Here is a 19549-nt window from a genome sequence, read left to right on the forward strand (position 1 = left end):
TCCTTAAAAGGGTATTTCATCTTCATTAATGTCAATTTCTGGAACATTATGCGAGTAATTTTTTTGGCTTGTGTTGCTAGCAGGACTTACCTGGGGATTGGCGCGCGGGCTAGGATAATTCTCATAGCCAGAGCCATAATTGACATTTTGGCCAGTTCCATCCTCTTCTGTGAGATTGCCTCCCTTGGAATCAAGCATACTCATGCTCTCAGCAGTGATGGTGTGCTTGCTTTTCTTCACACCCATTTGATCTATCCAGGTTTCATAAGTCAATCTCCCCTCAATCAACACCTTGCTACCTTTGCGCAAATATTGATTGGCAATCTCTGCAGTCCTGCCAAATAGCTTCACGTCCACGAAACAAGGGTCATCTGCGATGCTTCCATCTTGCTTTTTGTATCTGCGATTGCTAGCCAGCCCGATGGTAGCCACAGCAATCCCACTTGGTAAATAACGCAGCTCCACATCACGTGTCAAATTTCCCACCAAAATCACTTTATTAAACATAATCAACCTACTTTTTGATTATTCTGCAGCTTCCTCAGACTTGTGCTCTGCTTGCTCTTCTGTCTTCTCTTCAGATTTTGGCCTAGAGGTTGAAGCATGAGGTTTTTTATTTGCTCGATCCACCAACGCATGCCATGCCTTTTGCTCTTTTTTGCTCTCATACTTGATTACAATGAAGCGCAAAACATCCTCATTAATGCGATAAAGCCTCTCAAGTTCAAGCACAAGACTTGGATTTGCCTGGAAATAAATGACAAAATAATAACCCCTCTTGTTTTTCTTGATCTCATAGGCAAGATTTCTCATCCCCATGTCTAAAGTAGTTTGAATACTACCACCATTTTTGGTAATTGCTTCTTTATAAAATTCAATCTTTGATGCAATCTCTTCCTCCACCAAAGTGGGTTTGAGAATGAACATCGTTTCATAATGTCTCATTTTTACTCCTTGTGGTTTCTAGCCCTTATCTAAGAGCAAGGATTCTTTCAATCTTTCAAAAAAGAACGCGCCATTTTATCACAGACTTGCTTTTATTTTTATTAAGCAGCGGATGTCTGCCTCTTTTTCCCCGCGAAATTGCGCATTACGCCAATCCGCCAACGCCTCAAAAATTTCGCGAAACTGCTTCACTTTAATCTTAATAGCACGATTGGCATATTGCTTTGCCACAAAATCTGGAGGCTGGTAACCCAAAATCTCTTTAGCCTTGTAAAATCCATGGCTTTTGATGTAGGCACAAAAAGAAAACAAGATAAAAAAATACCTCTCCAAAAACCCCAGCACCTCCATCCCATCCCCACCCTCTTCTTGCAATCTTTCATAGACTTGTAAATAATCCTCTCGCCCAAACAAACTCTCTAAAAAATCCTCCATATCCACACTGCCTAGCCCATAGGAGAGCTGCTGTAAATCTTGCAGGGTAATTTTTTCTTCAAAAATTTGATATTTTTGCAACTCCCCTAGTGCGATGGCGATGTCTCCATTTTGGATCTGCAAAAGATTTTGCAGCAAGAAATCCTCTATGTCGATGTCTAGCTCCCTTGAGCGCTCTTTTAATATCCCCACCCCCTCACTAAAACTCGGAGCAAAAAACTGCACATCAATGGCATTTTCTGCTTGGAAATTGGATGCAAAAATCCTAGAATCCTGCCCATATTGGGCCAGTGTTTTATTCTCGCTGCGCAAAAAATTAATAATCAAGGCATTAGCTGGATTTTCTTTGAGACAACCAAGCAATATCTGACATTCTTTTTTGGAAAGTTTGGAATCTAGCTTCAACACCACCACATTATTCCCGCCAAACAAACTCCCCTGCCCCAAGATATCTAGGACACTATCTAGCTGATAATCAGAAAAATACAGGGTTGTGATATTGGCATCCTGCATTTTTTGCAGGATTTTTTTTGTATAAAAATCCACATAAAAACCATCCCCATAAAAGAGCATCGCCTGGGGGATGGACTTAGCAAGCAGAGCATCAAATTCTTTTTTATACATTTTGCATTCCTTGAAAGTTTGCATAAATCTTGGCATTACTCAAATCTACTGCCATGATTTTGACAAAAATTCTATCGAATTTTCTAACCCTCACACAATCCTCCAAAAACACCCTAGCCCCAATAATACGCTCCTCTATCACGCCAAGTACGGGATAATTTTCATCCACCACCATTGCGCCCAATACCACTCCAATATGCTCTCTTGCCCAATGCATGAATTTGCGATCCCTAAAATCCATCTCCATCCTGGCAATCTTTTTTTCCTGCTCATTGAGTAGCGCACAGATTGTTTGACTCTGAGAAAGCAGATAATTTTGGTTAGGGAGCTCTTGGCGCAAAATTGCCTTTAGTAAACGATGCAAAAACAAATCTCCATAGCGCCGAATGGGAGAGGTAAAATGCGCATATGCCTCAAATCCCAGCGCAAAATGAGAATCTTTTTGCTCTTTATACTGGGCTTTATTTTGAGCCTTGATGAGCATTTTGTCAATCTCTACTTTTTGCCCGCGCTCTAAGGCTTGGCTTTGGATGAAGCGCACTTGTTCATGGAAATTTTTCCCCCTTATTTGATAGTCCATCTGCTTGAGCTCAAAAAATAGCATTTGCTTGCGATCTTCTTTAATCTCTTGATGAGTTCGAAAAATCCCGTGATTTTGCAGCATCTTTGCAGCCTCAATATTAGCAAGCAACATAGCTTCTTCAATGATTTGATGACTCCTGCTCTCTTCAACCCATACACTGCTTGCAAGCCTATTTTCCTCATCCAAATGCAAAATCACCTCTGTGCTAGAGAAGCAAAATCCCTTTTTTATGCGATTTTGCTGCAATTTCAAAGCGACCTTGAAAAAGCTTTTGATATTCCTTGCTATGTTTGCTTTGATACCATGTCTTTTTTTCTCCAAAAGCAAATCCACTTGCTCATAAGAGAGATTTTGATGATTGCAAATCACTGCTTCAAAAAGCCTGCTTTCTTTGGGGAGGGAATTTTTGTCAAATTTTATCGCCCACACAAATGCCAAGCGATCCTCTCCTTCTTTGAGCGAGCAGATATTCGCACTCAAATTCTCTGGCAGCATGGGATAGCTTTTGTGCGGGAAATAGAGGCTAAAACCTCTTTGCCTCGCCTCTGTGTCTAGAACACTCTCTGGGGTGACATATGCGCTCACATCAGCGATGGCCACATACAAAACCCGCTGCCTGCTATCATAATAAATCGCATCATCATGATCGCGCGCACTTGCTGGATCGATGGTATAAAAGGGAAGATGCGTCAAATCTATGAAATCAGGATAGAGCGTCTTGTCTACCTGCTTGCCAAAACTCTGTGCATAGGCAATTGCATCTGGAGAGAAGTGTTTGGGATGATTGTGGTGGAGCAATACCAAATCCTCATCCAATGCCACATCCTCTAACACCCCTAGGATTTGTGAGATTTTTTTGGCGCGCAAACCTAGAGAAATCACGCAGTGGCGGGGCAGCTGGCGCAGGGATTTTTGAGAAATGGGCAGGGAAATAGGACGCTTATAATCCTCAAAAAGCTTATAGCCCACAATCCTTCCTTTGTGCATGTCTAAATAGCACAAAAGTTCCCCACAGGGCTGCAGGACTTCTAAAATCTTGGCACGTGGGCCTAATTTTTGACACACCAGCCTTGCGAGCACAATTTCTCCTTTGTGGCAAGGACTCTTACCAAGCACCGGGATTTGCTCCCCTGTAGCGAGATTTTGCAACATCATCAAAGAACGCTTAAAATCCACCCTCCCAATGATAAATCCCTCTGCAATCTTGTAACAACCCTCCTTGTGCTGCAAAAATCCTCTTGCCTGCAGATGACTGGCAAGATTTTTGTAAATCCTAGGAATCTTTTGGCAGCCAAAGAGAATTTGCAAGAAAAATTCCATTCAATCCCCCCTGCTCCTAAAGCAACGCTTCTTGCATAATTGGAAATGCTTCTTTTAACTCCCTTCCACAAAAAAGCTCAAAGGCAAGCGCACCCTGGGCAATCAACATCTCCCTGCCATCCGTGCATTGTAAGCCTAGGCGATCTGCTAACTGCAAAAATGGAGTCTGCATCCCATACAAAAGCTCATAGGCATGGGAAGCATGGGAAAAAATCTCTGCTAATAATTCCTCCTCCATTGGCAAGACTCCCTGCATGCTAGCGCTTGTAGTATTGACCACCATGTCAAAGGCCCAATCCTCTAACTCCCCTGGCAAAACGCAAGCAAAATCACTGCGCAGGGACTCTAGGCGAGTAGCACTGCGATTGAGGATGCATACTTTTTTGCCTTTTTCTTGAAGGATGGTAGCAATGGCTCTTGCTGAACCCCCTGCCCCAAGAATCAAAAAACGCTCACAAGAAAGATCCTTGATAGTCTGATAAAATCCAGGCGCATCGGTGTTATAGCCATAAATCTTTTGATTTTTTAGCACCCAGGTATTGACTGCGCCGATTTTTGCCCCAATCCCCTCCACCACATCACTTTGTGCAAACGCACTCTCTTTGAGGGGCAATGTAATATTTGCACCACTTAAAGAGAGATCAAAAAATTTTTGGCGCAGCCGTGCGGGATCCCTCAGCAGATAACGACCATAAAATCCACAAAAGCCGATTTTTTCGCGCAAATGCAAGAAGGCATGATTGTGCATCAAGGGAGAGAGGGAGTGGGCAATGGGATTGCCAAAGACACAAAACTGCTTCATTTAGGAGAACTTCTGTACAAAATCCAAACAGAATCTCGCGCAGTTTTTCCCCAACTATAGGGCTGCTCAAGCACTAAGAAACCGCCTCTATCCATCCAAGATAAAACGACATAATCCACCAATGGCCTAGCCCTGACATCTCCAATCCTTGCTGCATGCTGTGCACAAACCCAGGGTTTTGTGAATGTTAAAGGCTGTGCATGTGTTTCTAAATGCGCTGAGCATGTGGGATGTATTTCTAAAAGCTTAATGCGCCTAGCAAAAAAGGCAGAAAATTCCTCTTTGATTTTTTTACCAATGGAAGCCAAGACAGAGTAAAACAGGCCGACAAAAACAAGAAAGAAAGGGGGGAGGGAGATTTTTGAGATCATCTAAGATTTATGCCCTCGCTGCTATCCACGACCTGGCCAATCACATAACCATCAGTGTGCCCAAGCACAAAATCAAGATGCTTTGGCGCGACTACAAGCACCATGCCAACGCCCATGTTTAGCACGCGATAAATTTCTTGCTCATCCATCACAGAGGAAATGAGTTCAAAAATCTTGGGGGTTTGGATTGCATTTTTATCAATCTCTCCACCCAAACCCTGGGGTAAAATCCGTGGGATGTTTTCCAAGATCCCCCCGCCAGTGATATGTGCTAGCCCACGGATAGAATTTGCAATTTTTTTATAGGTTTTGACATAGATTCTTGTAGGCTCTAGCAAAACATCAATCAATGCCCTGCCAGCAATTTCATCCTCAAACTTTTTACCCAAAACTTCAAACAAAATCTTACGCACCAAAGAATAGCCATTGCTATGCAGGCCGCTGCTGGGAAGTGCGACGAGGATATCATTTTTTTGGATAGTGAGATTTTTGTTGAGGTCGCGTTTCTCTGCGATGCCCACCGCAAATCCAGCCAGATCAAAATCCTTGCCCTGATACATCCCAGGCATCTCTGCAGTTTCCCCACCAATCAAAGCGCATTCTGCCTCTTGACAACCCCTAACTATGCCACGCAAAACCTTGGATGCTTCCATCTTATCCAGCTTCCCGGTGGCATAATAATCCAAAAAAAATGCAGGGGTGCCAAAATTACAAATCAAATCATTCACGCACATAGCCACAAGATCCACCCCTACGCCCTCAACCCTCCCGCTCTCAATGGCAAGTTTGAGCTTGGTACCCACACCATCAGTGGCAGCTAGCATCACCGGCTCTTGATACCCGCTAGGAAGGGCATAGGCACCAGAGAAAGACCCGATGTTTCCCACTACATTGGCATCAAAGGTTTTTTTGACCTCTCCCTTGATCCTCTCCACAAAGGCATTGCCCTCATCAATATTGACACCAGAATCCCTGTAACTTATCGCCATCAAAAAACCTCAAAAAATCATTCTGTCAGATTCTACCATACTTGTGCGCTAGAGATTCTCAAAGTGTCTTCATGTCGATGACATAGCGGAATTTCGCCCTTCCTGTCGTAAGCTTCTCATAGGTTTCATTGATTTGGTTTGCTGCAATGATCTCAATCTCAGGATAAATTTTATGCTCCAAAGAAAAATCTAGCATCTCCTGGGTTTCTGCAATCCCTCCAATCAAAGAGCCATAGACCTTCTTTCCCGCATGATAGACAAGATTAAAGGTATCAATTTTTGGAGCCTGTGCTCTTGGTGGCAAGCCCACGATGGCCATCTCTCCATTGAAATTTAACAAGCCAATATAAGCATCTACATCATAGGGCGTAGGAATGGTGGAGAGGATGAAATCAAATCGCTCCCTCACCCCCTCTGTGCTGGTATAAAAATGCTTTACACCCATTTCTATGGCCTCTTTTTTCTTGTTTTCATTTCTGGCAAAGACACTCACCTCAGCACCCATTTTAATGGCATATTTCACAGCCATGCTACCAAGTCCCCCAAATCCCGCAACCCCCACCTTATCTCCTGGTTTTACTTTAGAGAATTTCAGCGGTGAATATGTAGTGATGCCTGCACAAAGCAAGGGTGCAACAACCTCTAGTGGCGCATGCTCTGGCACTTGGATACCAAACTTTTCACTCACCACGATATTGCTGCTATAGCCCCCATAAGTAGGCTCATTATCATGAAAGCAATCCAAGCAATCATAAGTAAAAACCGTCTGACCCCTCTGGCAAAACTGCTCTTGAGATTTTTTGCATGCATCACACTCCCCACAGCTATTGACCATGCAGCCCACTCCTGCAAAATCTCCTACTTTAAACTTTTTGACATCCGCTCCCACGGCCACCACGCACCCCACGATCTCATGCCCTGGCACCATGGGATAGATTCCTTCTTTCCATTCACTTTTTGCGCTATGGACATCACTGTGACAAATTCCAGCATAGAGAATTTCAATCAAAATATCCTCTGGGCCCATTTTATGTCTACTAAAGCTATAGGGCTTAAAGGTATCAGTTTTGGAAAATACCGCATAGCCCTTTGCTGGGATGCGATCCTTTAGATTTTTCATCATTTACTCCTTAGAAATTTTGTTCATAGTTTTTTGGGATTTTTTAAAGAAATGCCATCTCCTTGGCCTGCTCTAAAATCTCTAGCGCCCCTTGAGAGAGGAAACGCTCTGCGAGATTTTCTGCGAGCAAAATAGAATCTTTTGTGCTGCCAGAGATGGAATCTCTTAGGACCTTACTGCCATCTGGCAAACCCAAGATCGCATGGATTACAAAATCTTGATTATTGCATTGCGCATGCACACCAATTGGCACCTGACAACCTCCATCAAGCACGCGGATGAAAGTGCGCTCTGCGTTTGTGCAAATGGCAGTGGCCTCATCATTGAGCCCCTGAAGAAGTGAAAAAATCCCATCCCCCTCCCTAGCCTCAATCCCCAATGCTCCTTGCCCCATAGCAGGAATCAACTCCTCTGTGCTAAAGGGCTTTAGAAATGGCACTTTTTGCTGATCAATCCCAAGACGATTGAGTCCAGCCTGTGCCAAAATAATCGCATCAAATTCCCCATCAAAAAGTCTTTTTAAGCGTGTTTGCACATTGCCGCGCAAAGACTGTGTGTCTAGATCTTTGCGCAGGATTTTTAATTGCATCGAGCGACGCAAGGAAGTCGTGCCCACGCGTGCACCAGGAGGAAGGTCCAAAATAGATGCATAACGCACACTCAAAAAACAATCCCTGACATCTTCACGCTTGGTAATGCAGGCAAGATCCAAACCCTCCACAAATTCCACAGGCACGTCTTTGAGTGAGTGTACAGCAATATCAATTTTTTCTTGCAAAAGCAGCTTTTCTAATTCCTTGGTAAACAATCCCTTGCCCCCAATTTTTGCAAGTGGGACATCTAGCATCCTATCTCCTTGGGTCTTGACAATCTGCAGCCTGGATTCTATGCCAAGCTCTTTTTTTAGGCGCATGGCGATATACTCTGCCTGCCAGAGGGCTAGGGCACTCCCCCTTGTGCCGATGATGATTTGCCTATTTTGTTTGCTCATATCTCTCCCCTGCTTCCTCCACTTCCACATCAATAATCTCATCTTTTTGGCTTTGGTTTTTGTGGAAATCCCTGGGTTTGGAGCGCAGGATGAAGTATGCATTGATGAGCAAAACCAGCCCAAGAATATCGCTCAACACCCCTGGCAAAATCAGCAAGAGTGCGCCAAAGACTTTGGCAAAATTGCCGCGCACAAAATTGCTAGGGTCAATTTGTGGGGCAGAGAGTCCATTGAGAGCTTCAAGAATGCCCATTTTTGTATTGAGCAATACAAGAGTGCCAATGCACGCACTCACAATCACTTCCACAAAAGCCCACATAAAGCCAATCCTATCGCTCATATAAACCATAGCAAGGATCTCTAAAATCAAATAAACCCACAAAAAAGATTTGATAACCTTCATAAAAACTCCTAAAATCGCGCGCAAATCTGCGTGATATCCGCACTCACGACTTGCTTTTGCATACCCTCTCGCTCAAAAATCTCCACCCTTCCCCCCTCAAGCTCCTTCCCCACGACAATGGCAAATTCAAAACCAATAAGCTCAAAATCCTTCATTTTAAAACCAAAGCGCTCATCTCGATCATCTAGCAATACATCCACACCCCTTTGGAGGAGATTTTCATAAAGCCTTTGGGAGAACTCCACCTCAGAGGGATTTTTTTTGTTGGAGGGGATAATCACCACCTTAAAAGGTGCAGTGGTACTGCTCCACACACAGCCAAGCGCATCGCTTTTTTGCTCCAAGATTGCAGGCAACAACCTAGAGACACCAATCCCATAGCAGCCCATCACAAAGGCTTGAGATTTCCCATTTTGATCCAAAAAAACCGCCTGCATTGCTTGGGAGTATTTGGTACCTAATTTGAAAATATGTCCCACTTCAATGCCTTTTTTGTGGGTGAGCTTCCCATCACAACAAGTACAAACATCCCCTGCTTGGACATTCACCAAATCCGCATAAACCAACCCCTCAAAGGTGCTAAGATCCACGCCCACAAAATGATAATCTCTCTCATTTGCCCCACAAATCAAATCCCTCTCATCGCGCAATTCCTCATCAAAAATAATCCATTTGGCACCCGTGATATTGCGCAATGCATAAGGCCCAATGAATCCCTCAAAAAGCCCCGCAGCTTTGATGTCTTGAGAGCTTGCATCCGTGAGTTCAAGCGCATTGGCTCCCTGGGTGTTAAGGGCATTGAGGGCCTTGGTCTCTTCCAATTCATCATCCCCTCTGATGAAAAAATACACCAATTCCTCAGCAATCTGATCCTCTTTTAAAAGGATGGCTTTTTTCACGATGGCCTTGAGCGTATAAAACGCATCAATCTTAAAAAATTCACAAAGCTCCCCAATGCTCTTAACATCAGGTGTACGGAACTTTGCAAACTCTGCCCTAGGTGCCTCTATGCTAGAGAGCTTTTTTTTGCGCTTGGCCGCCTCGATATTTGCAGCATAATCACAATTCTCACATACCACAATAATATCCTCCCCACAATCTGCTAGCACCATGAATTCCTTGCTCCCACTGCCGCCAATTGCTCCGCTATCTGCATCAACCACGCGAAAATCCAGCCCCAGGCGTGTAAAAATCCTGCAATATGCCTGGTGCATATTTTCAAATTCCCTATCCAAGTCCTCAAAATTTGCATGGAAGCTATAGGCATCCTTCATGATAAACTCTCTTCCTCGCATGAGGCCAAATCTAGGACGCACCTCATCGCGGAATTTCAGATGAATCTGATAGAAATTTAGAGGCAGGCTTTTGTAGCTTTTGATGAGATTTTTTGCAAGATTGGTGAGGGCTTCCTCACAGGTGGGGCCTAGCACAAATTCATTCTCCCTGCGATCTTTGAAGCGCAGCAATTCCTTGCCATATTTCTCATAGCGCCCTGATTGCTTCCAGAGCTCTGAGGGGACAACAAACCCCGCTGCCATCTCTAATGCACCCGCTTCATTCATCTCTTCTCTAATGATCTGAGAGATTTTTTCTAGCACCTTTTTTCCTAGGGGCAAAAAATTATAAATCCCGCTCCCAATCTGCTCGATAAATCCCCCGCGCACAAGATATTGATGACTTTTTAATACCGCGTCTTTGGGATTTTCTTTGAGGGTGGGGATGAAATATTTTGAGAAACGCATGAAATTCCTTTCTATTTTGTTGCAGTGTCATACTCGCATTTATAGGTGTTAAGCAGCATTTTTTCCTCACAAATGCCAAAAAAGCTCTTCACAGACTCTAAAATAATATCAGATTCCTGGCTGTGCACGCTCTCTCGCAGGTTTTGTGTGGGAGTATGCAAAAAGGTATTGAAGGCCTGGTGCAGGATTTTCTCGATGGTATATTGCTGTTCTGGGGTGATGTATCTTTTTTTGATGGCTTTTTTGATTTCCTTGAATGCTGCTTGTTTGGCCAATTGGCGAATTTCTTTAATCAAAGGCTCGACATCAAGATTTTGCAGCCATTTTTGAAATTCCATTGTTGCAATCCCCACAATCTCAAAGGCCTTATACATGCCCTCTTTTTTGCTGGCAAGATTTTGGCGTACGATCGCATCAAAATCATCAATCACATAAATTTTCACATTTTCTAGCACAAAAGTCTGGATGTCTCTGGGCAATGCCAGATCAAAAAAGAAGCGTTTTTTTGGTGATGGGATGATCATTTCTTTTTGGATGATGGTTTGGGGAGAAGCAGTGGCGCTAAAAACAAAGGGGAAGTCATTAATAATGTCGCTTAGATCTTGCAGGGGATGGAACTTGATTTTTTCTTTTTGCCCAGGATTCTTCTCCAAAAAATTCCACACCCCCTCCTGGCTTCTATTGCAAATCATTACCTCATAACCATGGCCCAATAAATATTTGGCACAGAGTCTGCCAATATCCCCAAAACCGATAATGAGCGCGCGCTTTTCTAGATGATTCCCCTCTCCCAAAGCCACTGCTTCACGCGCTGCCACAGAGGCCACAGAAGTGGCATTTTTGGCAATCTCTGTGTGAGTGCGCACCTTTGCAGCACAGCGAAAAGCAAAATGCACCAGGCGTGTCAATGCCTTGGCACACAATCCTGCCTCATAAAAACTCCTATAAGCATCTTTAATTTGTCCCACAATTTGTGTCTCTCCAATCACAATGCTATCTAGGCCACTGGCTACACAAAAAAGATGATGAATCGCCTCAATATCCTGATAACTCTCTGCACTCTCCTCCAAAAGCTCTAGGGACAAGGATTTTTGCGCACAGAGAGTGGAGAGGATTTTTTGCTTGGTGGATGCGGGGTTTTTGGTATAGCAATAAAATTCTGTGCGATTGCAAGTAGAGACAATCACCACTTCTTCCAAGTCCTCATCTTTGATGGCTCTCCCAAATGCTAAAAATTCATTTTGAAGAATTGCAATCTGCTCTCTAAGCACAATGGGGGTTTTTTTGTATGAAAAACTCAAGGCATAATACTGCATCACTGATCCTTAAAATTCTCGAAAAATCATTTGCCTTGCAATGGATTCTAATCTCTCCTCACCTTTGATAGCATCAAGGGCAAGCACACCATAGTCTCTGGCAATTTTTTGTGCGAGCGGAAAAATCTCATATTCGTGCATCTTTGCCAAAATCCACGCAGAAATCTCTGGATCTTGTTTTTTGAAATAGCTCACTAGCTCTTGCCTATCCTTGGGTGAGCTTCTCTCATACAAGAGAATATAGGGCAATGTGGTCTTTCCCTCTGCATAATCATTCATCGCAGGCTTTCCCAATGTCTTGTCATCACCAAAGACATCCAATAAATCATCAACGATCTGAAAGGCAATTCCAAGATTGAGGCCGTAATTATAATGTTTTTTTACATCAAGATTTGCAAGAATGCTAGCACTCATTGCGCTGCTAGCAACAAGCGAGGCGGTTTTATCTTCAATCATGTTTAAATATTTCAAAAAATCTGGCTGAAAGGCCCTGCTCATCATCACATCACTAATCTCGCCCCGAGAGAGTCGCACCACGCAATCAGAAATACTCTTAGTAATCCTCTTGTCCAAATCAAGCAATTCAAAAAATGCCTTGGAATAAAACACATCCCCCAGCATAATGGAATTTTTATTGCCAAAAAGTGCATTAATAGAAGGATTCCCGCGGCGCAGTAGGGAATCATCAATGACATCATCATGCAAAAGCGACGCATTTTGAATCATCTCCACAATGGCACAAAGCTTGATGACATCGGGGTGATTAGGTGCGATTGCGAGAATGAGCCTAGAGCGCAACATCTTGCCATTTTGCAAATGCTTGCAAAAATCTAAAATTTCCTCACTCTCCAATTCTTTAATGTAATCTGCGATTTGTTTTTGCACTAATTCCAGTTTTTGTTCCATCACACTCCTTAATTCAAGACAAAATCCACATTTCCCTGCACCCCCAACCAGATCTTTGCCCTCCTATCCTCAAAACCTCGAAATTGCAAAACAAGATGATTTTTGTCTCCACTTTGATCCAGATTCAAAATATAGCGATCACGACTTAGATCTTTGTAAAGAATGAATTGATGGGGGAAATGATCGTATTTTAGCAGGAGGACTAGCCCATCTTTTTTGAACAATGTCCATCGCAGGGAAAGCGCCTTCTCCCCTCCGCTTGTCATCACTCTGCCAGAAACAACCTCATCTTTTTTGAGCAAAAACTCCTGATCAAAATTCCAATCATTAGACAAAAGCATCCCTACACAGGAGAGAAAAAGAAGGAATTTATTCATTTTCACTCAAGATGCTTGCCATGGATTCAATTGCCAAATCAACCTTTCTTGCATGAATCTCACTCTGCAACTCTTGATCACCGCCAAGCTGGCGCCTTAATTTGGAATATCTCTCCTCTAGATCTGCTTCTTGCAGGATTTTTTCCACGATGGCCACACGTGTGAGTAGCAAGTCTAGCTGCTTTTCTGCGATATTTCTATTTGCATGAAAGACAATCTCTCGCCATTTTTGCAAGGGATCTCCTTGCAAAACTTCCAAATCTTCCCACATTATATCCTCCTTATGGCTACAGATTTTTGATGCGCACCTAGCCCCTCGATCTCTGCAAGCCTTTGGCAATATGGGGCCAGTGTATCAAAACCTTGTTTAGAAAGATAGATGATGGAGCTTTTTTTCATAAAATGATCTGTGCTCAGCGGCGAAAAGAATCGGGCACTTCCGCCAGTTGGTAAGGTGTGATTGGGCCCAGCGATATAATCTCCCATCGCCTCAGGGGCATAAGATCCCAAGAAAATCGCACCACTATGCTTAATGTTTGCAAGCTCATTCATGGGATTTTGAATTAAGAGCTCGAGATGTTCAGGAGCTAGGATGTTGCTAAGCTCAATGGCCTGAGCAATGTCACGCACCACAATAATCATTCCACGTGTTGTAATGCTTTTGCCAGCAATCTCTTTGCGCGCCAAACTTGGCAGCAAAGCCTCTATCTCCTCGCTCACGCGCATCGCCAATCCCCAATCATCAGTGAGCAAAATCGCGCTAGCCATTTCATCATGCTCAGACTGGGCCAATAAATCGCTAGCAACACTCCTGGCATCTGCGCTCTTATCTGCGATGATAACAATCTCACTAGGCCCTGCCACCATGTCAATCATCACATCGCCAAATACCATTTTTTTGGCAGTGGCTACAAAAATATTTCCAGGCCCAGTAATGATGTCTACTTTTTTGCATTGCTCTACGCCATAAGCAAGCATGCCAATGGCTGCTGCGCCACCCACTTTATAGGCCTCTTTAATCTTGCAGAGATGCAGGGCTGCCAAAAACATAGGGCTAGGGGCATTATGAGGAGTGGGGCTGCAGACTACAATCTCCCTCACTCCCGCCACAATCGCAGGAATCGCATTCATTAGAAGCGAACTGGGATAAAATGCCTTCCCTCCAGGGATATACAGCCCTGCTCGCTCCATGGGCATGACCTTCTGCCCCAAGATATTTCCATTCTGCTCAAAATCCAGCCAAGTTTTTGACTTTTGCTTGGCATGGAACGTATAAATCCTCTCATATGCCTGGCATAGAGCCTCTCTGCTCAAAGGATCTAGTTTTTCATAAGCATTTTTGCAAGATTCCTCACAGATTCGCAAATCTTCAAAATCCCTAGGTCTCCAATCATCAAATTTTTCCACTTGCCCAAGGAGGGCGAGTTTGCCATTACTCTGGACATCTTCCAAAATCTCCATAACCCTTGGGATGACATTCTTGATGTCTATTTTGCCGCGGTTGCAAATTTCCTCAAATGCTTGTGAAAAATGATCCTGCGTCGTCGCGATGATTCTAATTCCCAAAAATCCACTTCCTTTTTTTGATGCTTTTCTCCTGCCTCATGAGACCCCCTCCTTTTTTCAGAATCAGGCCTGAGAGGCCTTCAACATCCAGATAGCTTTTTGCAAATACGCAACCTCATCATCGGCATAATTTTCTGTTGGCTTATCCTTAATCTCATCAGCAAGCTCTGATAGTTTTTTGAAATGCTCCAAAAGATATTCATAATCCTTAATAATCTCATGGAAAACCTCTCTGGATACAAAGCTGGTTTTTGTCTCTTCTTTGATTTTTGAAATCTTGAGCGCCTCAGAAACCGTGACAATGGGTTTTTCACCCAATTGGATCATGCGCTCTGCAAGATCATCAAACATGTCTGCAAATCTCTCATAAATCTCCTCTGTGGCCTTATGCACATGATGGAAATCTGTACCTCTTACATGCCAATGGAAATTATGCACCTTCATAAAAAGCACAAGGCTGTCTGCTTGTAGTTGCTTGAGTAGTTCAATTGTTCTTTTCATAAGTTTCTCCTTTTTTTTGATGGATGTGATTCACATGGTACGTGATTCAAGGTAGGAGTATATTTGAAGAATGTAATTTCATTGTTAATCATTCTGCCAATTTTTCTGCATATTTTCTCAAGCATTTTCATAAAGCCCCACTCACAAATTTCATCTTTGATTCCCTAGGATTTTGACACATTTAGCCCTCTTGCCTCTCTTATCCACCAAAAGCAGTAAATTCAGACAGAGGGCGAGATTTTGGGATTTGAGTACAAAAATCTTATGCTAAAATTCACCTTATTCAATTGAAGGACCTTCATGCGTTTCTTGCTATTTTTTGCCCTGGTGTTTTCCTTGCTCTTTGCACAAGAGGAAGCAAGCACAAAAGAAAAAAAAGAGCCCTCCACAGAAAAAAAATCCCAGATAGCTCCAAAAGGCACACTCATCGCAGGCATTGCCATCACAGTCAATGGCGACCCCATCACACTCTATCAAATAAAACAGACTGCCAAGGAACAAAAGCTCACCGAGGAAAAGGCTATTGATTTTCTTGTGGCACAAAAGATCAAAGAACAAGAGATTAAACGCTTAAAAATCAATATTGATGAGGAAAAGATTGATAATGAGATCCAAAACATGGCCTATCGCAATGGCATGGACACCAAAACCTTTCTCTCTGCAATCAAAAAAGAGCAACACATGAGTGAAAGAGAATTCAAAAAGCATCTCAAAGAGCAAATGGAAACTCAAGAGCTCATGCGCAGTGTGCTCATGTCTAATGGCAATAGCGCTGGAGAGGAGGAGATGCGCGATTATTACAACAAACATCGCGGTGAATTCAATATGCCAAAAGAGGTTTTAGTGGTGCGCTATAGTGCAAAAAGTTCTGAACTCCTAGAAGAAGCCATAAAGCATCCTGATACAGCGATGCGCGGAGTGGAACGAGTCCAAGAAAAAATGTCATTAGCCTCCCTGGCTCCGCAGATTGGACAGGTTTTTGCCACCACCAAAATCAATGAATTCACCACCATCCTCAATGCAGGGAATAATACTTTTGTGACATTCTTAATCAAGGAAAAAATTGGAGAAGAGCAAATCACATTCCAGCAGGCAAAAAATTTCATCACTCAAAAACTCATCGAAAAGCGCCAGGACAAGATTTTGGAAGATCATTTTGAAAAAATCAAACAAAAAGCAAGCATTATTACGCTTAGAAAGTAGTGATGGACAGTATTGTTTTTGCCTATCGCGATCCCCTTTTTGGCATCATTATCCTAGCTGCCATTATCACCACCATCGCGCTTTTTGATTATTCTCGCAACAAATACCGTGCACTCAAAAAGCGTAAATCCCTCGAAGCGCTGGCCAAATCCTATGAATACACCAGCCTCAATGAAGATATCACGCATTTCATATCCCTTTATCCCAAGGCCACTCCCTCCCTCATCGCCCTGGCACAGACCCACACCAAAAGCGGCAACAACGAAGTGGCCATACAGATTTATCTCAGTCTTTTAGAATCTACTAAGCATCCACAAACCAAAATCATCATCCTCCAATCCCTTGGTATCACCTATCTTAATGCGGGGTTTTTACAACGTGCCAAAGATATCTTCACCCAGATTCTCAAAACCTATCCACGCAATCAAGAAGCCATGGCAAAGCTCATCCAATGTTATGAAAATATGGGGGAATATCAGAAGGCCATAGAGGCGCTAGAATGCCTAGATGAGATCAAGGAAGAGCCCAGTGATGAGGAAAATCACCAGGAGTTCTATAACAGGAATCAACAGTATTTTTATCTCATGATTTTGCTAAACACCCACCAAATCCCCCTTGCAAAAAAAGTAAAAAATGCTTTTGAGATTGGCAAGAAAAATCCTCTTTTTGACAAACTAATCTTGCGATTTTTGAAAAATTATGATCTCCAAGCATTCTGGGATTATGTTCTCACTATGGAAAATCCGCGTAATATCATTGATATTTTGTGGGAATTTGAAAGAGAATCTCTGCCAAGCATCATCACCAACCACCCCAAAATCTTTGAGATCTTTGTTGCCAAGGGATATTTTCCAAGCACCACTCCTTGTGAGATATTTGAATTGGAAGTTTTGCATCTCATGCAAAAACACTCCAAGTTTCAAGTCTATTTGGGATTTGAATACCGCTGCAATCACTGCAAAAGCATTTTTCCCTTTGATTCCATGCGCTGTCCTAGTTGCGAGGAGCTCACGCAGCTAGACCTAATCCTAAAAACCCTTCAAAAAATCTAAAAATGAAAAAAGTTGAAATTTATTGCGATGGCTCCTCCTTGGGGAATCCAGGATTTGGCGGATATTGCGCGATATTGCGCTACAAAAAGCAAGAAAAAATCCTTTGCGGCGCAGTGAGTCATACCACCAACAATCGCATGGAGCTCTTAGCCGTGATAGAAGCCATCAAAGCCCTCAAAGAACCTTGTCAAATCACAATTTATAGCGATTCGCGCTATGTATGCGATGGCGTAGAAAAATGGATTTTTCATTGGATAAAAAAAGATTTCAAAAATGTCAAAAACCCAGATTTGTGGAGGGAATTTCTAAGGGTTTCACTTCATCACAAGATCCAGACACACTGGATTAAGGGGCATAGCAACCATGCAGAAAATGAAAAATGTGATACAATCGCAAGAGAACAAGCAAAGAAACTGAAGGAACAATATGCGAAATCTTGAAAAAGCGATCAATTATCATTTCAAAAATCAAGATTTATTGCTTACTGCACTCACACACAAAAGCTGTAAAAACAAGAAAAACAATGAGCGATTGGAATATTTAGGCGATGCGGTTTTGGATTTGCTAATTGGTGAATTTTTGTATCAAGAGTTTCCTGAGCACAAAGAGGGAGATCTCTCCAAAATGCGCGCTGCCCTTGTGAATGAACAGAGTTTCATGCGTTTTGCCAAGGCCATCCATCTCCAAGATTTCATCCTCATCTCTAGCAATGAGGAAACCAATCAGGGTAGAGAAAAGCCCTCTATACTCTCTAGCGCTTTTGAAGCGCTTATTGGTGCGGTCTATCTAGAAGCTGGACTAGAGAGGGCAAAAGACATCACTTACCACCTCTTGCACAAACTCTATCCCAAAATCGATACACAGAGCCTGTTTACCGATTACAAAACCGCGCTTCAAGAGCTCACGCAGGCCCACTTTCATGAGATTCCAAAATATGAACTTTTAGAAGAAATTGGGCCAGATCATTGCAAGAAATTTAAAGTCTCTGTATATATCCAAAACCAAGAATATGCAAAGGCTATCGGAACTAGCAAAAAGAGCGCACAGCAAAATTGCGCCAAAATCGCCTACCAAAAAATCATGGAACAAAAATCGTGAACACCTTTGGCAAACAATTGCGCGTCACAACCTTTGGGGAATCCCATGGGGTTGGGATTGGCTGCGTGGTGGATGGATTGCCCTCTGGACTCAAAATTGACATGCAAAGAATCCACCAAGAGCTAGAGAGACGCAAAGGAGGCAGGAATCTCTATAGCACCCAGCGAAAAGAGGGGGATCATGTAGAGATCTTAAGTGGGGTTTTTGAGGGGGTGAGCACAGGGACTCCACTAGCCATGCTCATCTACAACCAAGACCAAAAAAGCTCACATTATGAAAATCTCAAGAATGTTTTTCGCCCAGGACATGCGGATTTTACATATTTTCACAAATATGGTATTCGCGATCATCGCGGCGGAGGCAGAAGCAGTGCTAGAGAGAGTGCAGCACGAGTATGCGCAGGGAGTATTGCCAAAATGCTCCTAGAACACTTTGGAATCTTTACGCAGAGTGGAATCTATGCCATCGGGGAGATTGGCGCAGAAAATATTCATTTCCATCATGCACAAAAAAGCCCCATCTATGCGCTAGATCCCGCCAAAGAAGAAGCACAAAAAAAATGCATCATGGATGCCAAAAATGCTCATGATAGCATCGGTGGAGTGGCCTTAATCCGCGCTTATGGGAGCATCCCCATAGGGCTTGGTGAAGGGCTTTATCACAAATTAGATGCTGCCATTGGAGGCTTGTTGATGGGATTAAATGGCGTGAAAGCCATTGAGATTGGTGCGGGGGTGCAAAGTGCTAGGATGCGCGGTAGCCAAAACAATGATGCAATGGATGCTAAAGGATTTTTGAGCAATCATCATGGCGGGATTCTAGGAGGCATGAGCAGTGGCGAGGAAATCCTAATCAAAGTGCATTTCAAGCCAACTCCCAGCATTTTTCTCACGCAACAAAGCAAAGATGTCCTAGGGAATCCCACAAATCTCAACATCAAAGGCAGGCATGATCCCTGCATTGCTGTGCGCGGCAGCGTGGTATGCGAGCATCTCCTCTCTCTGGTGCTTGCAGATATGTTACTGCTAAACACCCACTCCACGATGCAAAATCTAGAAAAAATCTATTTTTGAGATTTTTAGTCAGGATTTTTGCATTTCTCTAGCGCTTTTGACTGGATTTTGGCAAAACACCTGCCAAAATCCTTGCCTTACCACAGTGCTTCCAAAAGCCTCTCTTTCCAGGTTTCTTTTTTAAATTTTTTC

The 19549-nt window shown here is 43.1% G+C and carries 21 protein-coding genes; 5 read left to right on the forward strand and 16 right to left on the reverse strand.

Annotated features, from left to right (window positions below):
- Nucleotides 1-3: 3 nt before the first annotated feature.
- From DQN48_RS06595 to DQN48_RS06675, 16 genes are all read right to left on the reverse strand, one after another.
- Nucleotides 4-507, reverse strand: a complete 504-nt coding sequence (locus DQN48_RS06595; protein ID WP_013023574.1) for a single-stranded DNA-binding protein — start codon at nt 505-507, stop codon at nt 4-6.
- Between the two features lie 18 nt (nt 508-525).
- On the reverse strand, nt 526-945 hold the full coding sequence (gene rpsF / locus DQN48_RS06600; RefSeq protein WP_013023575.1) for a 30S ribosomal protein S6: 420 nt from the start codon (nt 943-945) through the stop codon (nt 526-528).
- 78 nt (nt 946-1023) lie between these two features.
- Nucleotides 1024-2004, reverse strand: coding sequence for a DNA polymerase III subunit delta (holA, locus tag DQN48_RS06605; RefSeq protein WP_013023576.1), 981 nt, complete (start codon nt 2002-2004; stop codon nt 1024-1026).
- Nucleotides 1997-3907, reverse strand: coding sequence for an RNB domain-containing ribonuclease (locus tag DQN48_RS06610; RefSeq protein ID WP_013023577.1), 1911 nt, complete (start codon nt 3905-3907; stop codon nt 1997-1999). Before DQN48_RS06610 ends, holA begins: the two co-directional genes overlap by 8 nt.
- A gap of 16 nt (nt 3908-3923) precedes the next feature.
- Nucleotides 3924-4709 carry a shikimate dehydrogenase gene (locus DQN48_RS06615; protein WP_013023578.1) on the reverse strand — a complete coding sequence of 262 codons (786 nt, stop codon included), beginning with the start codon at nt 4707-4709 and terminating at the stop codon, nt 3924-3926.
- 367 nt (nt 4710-5076) lie between these two features.
- Complete coding sequence (gene purM / locus DQN48_RS06625; RefSeq protein ID WP_013023580.1) at nt 5077-6069, reverse strand: phosphoribosylformylglycinamidine cyclo-ligase; 993 nt, start codon at nt 6067-6069, stop codon at nt 5077-5079.
- 58 nt (nt 6070-6127) lie between these two features.
- Nucleotides 6128-7189 carry an NAD(P)-dependent alcohol dehydrogenase gene (locus tag DQN48_RS06630; RefSeq protein ID WP_013023581.1) on the reverse strand — a complete coding sequence of 354 codons (1062 nt, stop codon included), beginning with the start codon at nt 7187-7189 and terminating at the stop codon, nt 6128-6130.
- 43 nt (nt 7190-7232) lie between these two features.
- Nucleotides 7233-8180 carry a hydroxymethylbilane synthase gene (gene hemC, locus DQN48_RS06635; protein ID WP_013023582.1) on the reverse strand — a complete coding sequence of 316 codons (948 nt, stop codon included), beginning with the start codon at nt 8178-8180 and terminating at the stop codon, nt 7233-7235.
- On the reverse strand, nt 8164-8583 hold the full coding sequence (locus DQN48_RS06640) for an FxsA family protein (protein ID WP_013023583.1): 420 nt from the start codon (nt 8581-8583) through the stop codon (nt 8164-8166). Before DQN48_RS06640 ends, hemC begins: the two co-directional genes overlap by 17 nt.
- Before the next feature lie 8 nt (nt 8584-8591).
- Complete coding sequence (locus tag DQN48_RS06645; protein WP_013023584.1) at nt 8592-10325, reverse strand: proline--tRNA ligase; 1734 nt, start codon at nt 10323-10325, stop codon at nt 8592-8594.
- Nucleotides 10326-10336: 11 nt separating this feature from the next.
- A complete protein-coding gene (hemA, locus tag DQN48_RS06650) occupies nt 10337-11641 on the reverse strand; it encodes a glutamyl-tRNA reductase (RefSeq protein ID WP_013023585.1) in 1305 nt (434 codons plus the stop codon).
- A gap of 9 nt (nt 11642-11650) precedes the next feature.
- Nucleotides 11651-12550 carry a polyprenyl synthetase family protein gene (locus DQN48_RS06655; protein ID WP_041913199.1) on the reverse strand — a complete coding sequence of 300 codons (900 nt, stop codon included), beginning with the start codon at nt 12548-12550 and terminating at the stop codon, nt 11651-11653.
- Between the two features lie 5 nt (nt 12551-12555).
- Entirely contained in the window at nt 12556-12924 is a 369-nt protein-coding gene (locus DQN48_RS06660) for a hypothetical protein (protein WP_013023587.1), read from the reverse strand.
- Nucleotides 12917-13195: a DUF2018 family protein gene (locus tag DQN48_RS06665; protein ID WP_013023588.1), complete on the reverse strand. Its 279-nt coding sequence runs from the start codon at nt 13193-13195 to the stop codon at nt 12917-12919. The genes DQN48_RS06660 and DQN48_RS06665 overlap by 8 nt, the downstream gene beginning before the upstream one ends.
- Entirely contained in the window at nt 13195-14484 is a 1290-nt protein-coding gene (gene hisD / locus DQN48_RS06670) for a histidinol dehydrogenase (protein ID WP_041913395.1), read from the reverse strand. Before hisD ends, DQN48_RS06665 begins: the two co-directional genes overlap by 1 nt.
- 69 nt (nt 14485-14553) lie before the next feature.
- Nucleotides 14554-14991, reverse strand: a complete 438-nt coding sequence (locus DQN48_RS06675) for a Dps family protein (RefSeq protein WP_013023590.1) — start codon at nt 14989-14991, stop codon at nt 14554-14556.
- A gap of 300 nt (nt 14992-15291) precedes the next feature.
- On the opposite strand from DQN48_RS06675, the gene DQN48_RS06680 reads away from it, so the two are divergent.
- The 5 genes from DQN48_RS06680 to aroC are packed head-to-tail and all read left to right on the forward strand — an operon-like array spanning nt 15292 to nt 19417.
- Nucleotides 15292-16194 (forward strand): SurA N-terminal domain-containing protein, encoded by a 903-nt coding sequence (locus DQN48_RS06680; protein ID WP_013023591.1) that lies wholly within the window; start codon nt 15292-15294, stop codon nt 16192-16194.
- 2 nt (nt 16195-16196) lie between these two features.
- On the forward strand, nt 16197-17246 hold the full coding sequence (locus DQN48_RS06685) for a tetratricopeptide repeat protein (RefSeq protein ID WP_013023592.1): 1050 nt from the start codon (nt 16197-16199) through the stop codon (nt 17244-17246).
- A 2-nt stretch (nt 17247-17248) separates the two neighbouring features.
- A complete protein-coding gene (gene rnhA / locus DQN48_RS06690; RefSeq protein ID WP_013023593.1) occupies nt 17249-17686 on the forward strand; it encodes a ribonuclease HI in 438 nt (145 codons plus the stop codon).
- The gene (gene rnc, locus DQN48_RS06695) at nt 17673-18344 is read left to right on the forward strand and encodes a ribonuclease III (protein ID WP_013023594.1); all 672 of its coding nucleotides are present in this window, start codon (nt 17673-17675) and stop codon (nt 18342-18344) included. Before rnhA ends, rnc begins: the two co-directional genes overlap by 14 nt.
- Nucleotides 18341-19417 (forward strand): chorismate synthase, encoded by a 1077-nt coding sequence (gene aroC, locus DQN48_RS06700; protein ID WP_013023595.1) that lies wholly within the window; start codon nt 18341-18343, stop codon nt 19415-19417. The genes rnc and aroC overlap by 4 nt, the downstream gene beginning before the upstream one ends.
- Nucleotides 19418-19549: the final 132 nt, after the last annotated feature.

Origin of the sequence: Helicobacter mustelae (assembly GCF_900476215.1) — a bacterium.
Taxonomy (GTDB): domain Bacteria; phylum Campylobacterota; class Campylobacteria; order Campylobacterales; family Helicobacteraceae; genus Helicobacter_H; species Helicobacter_H mustelae.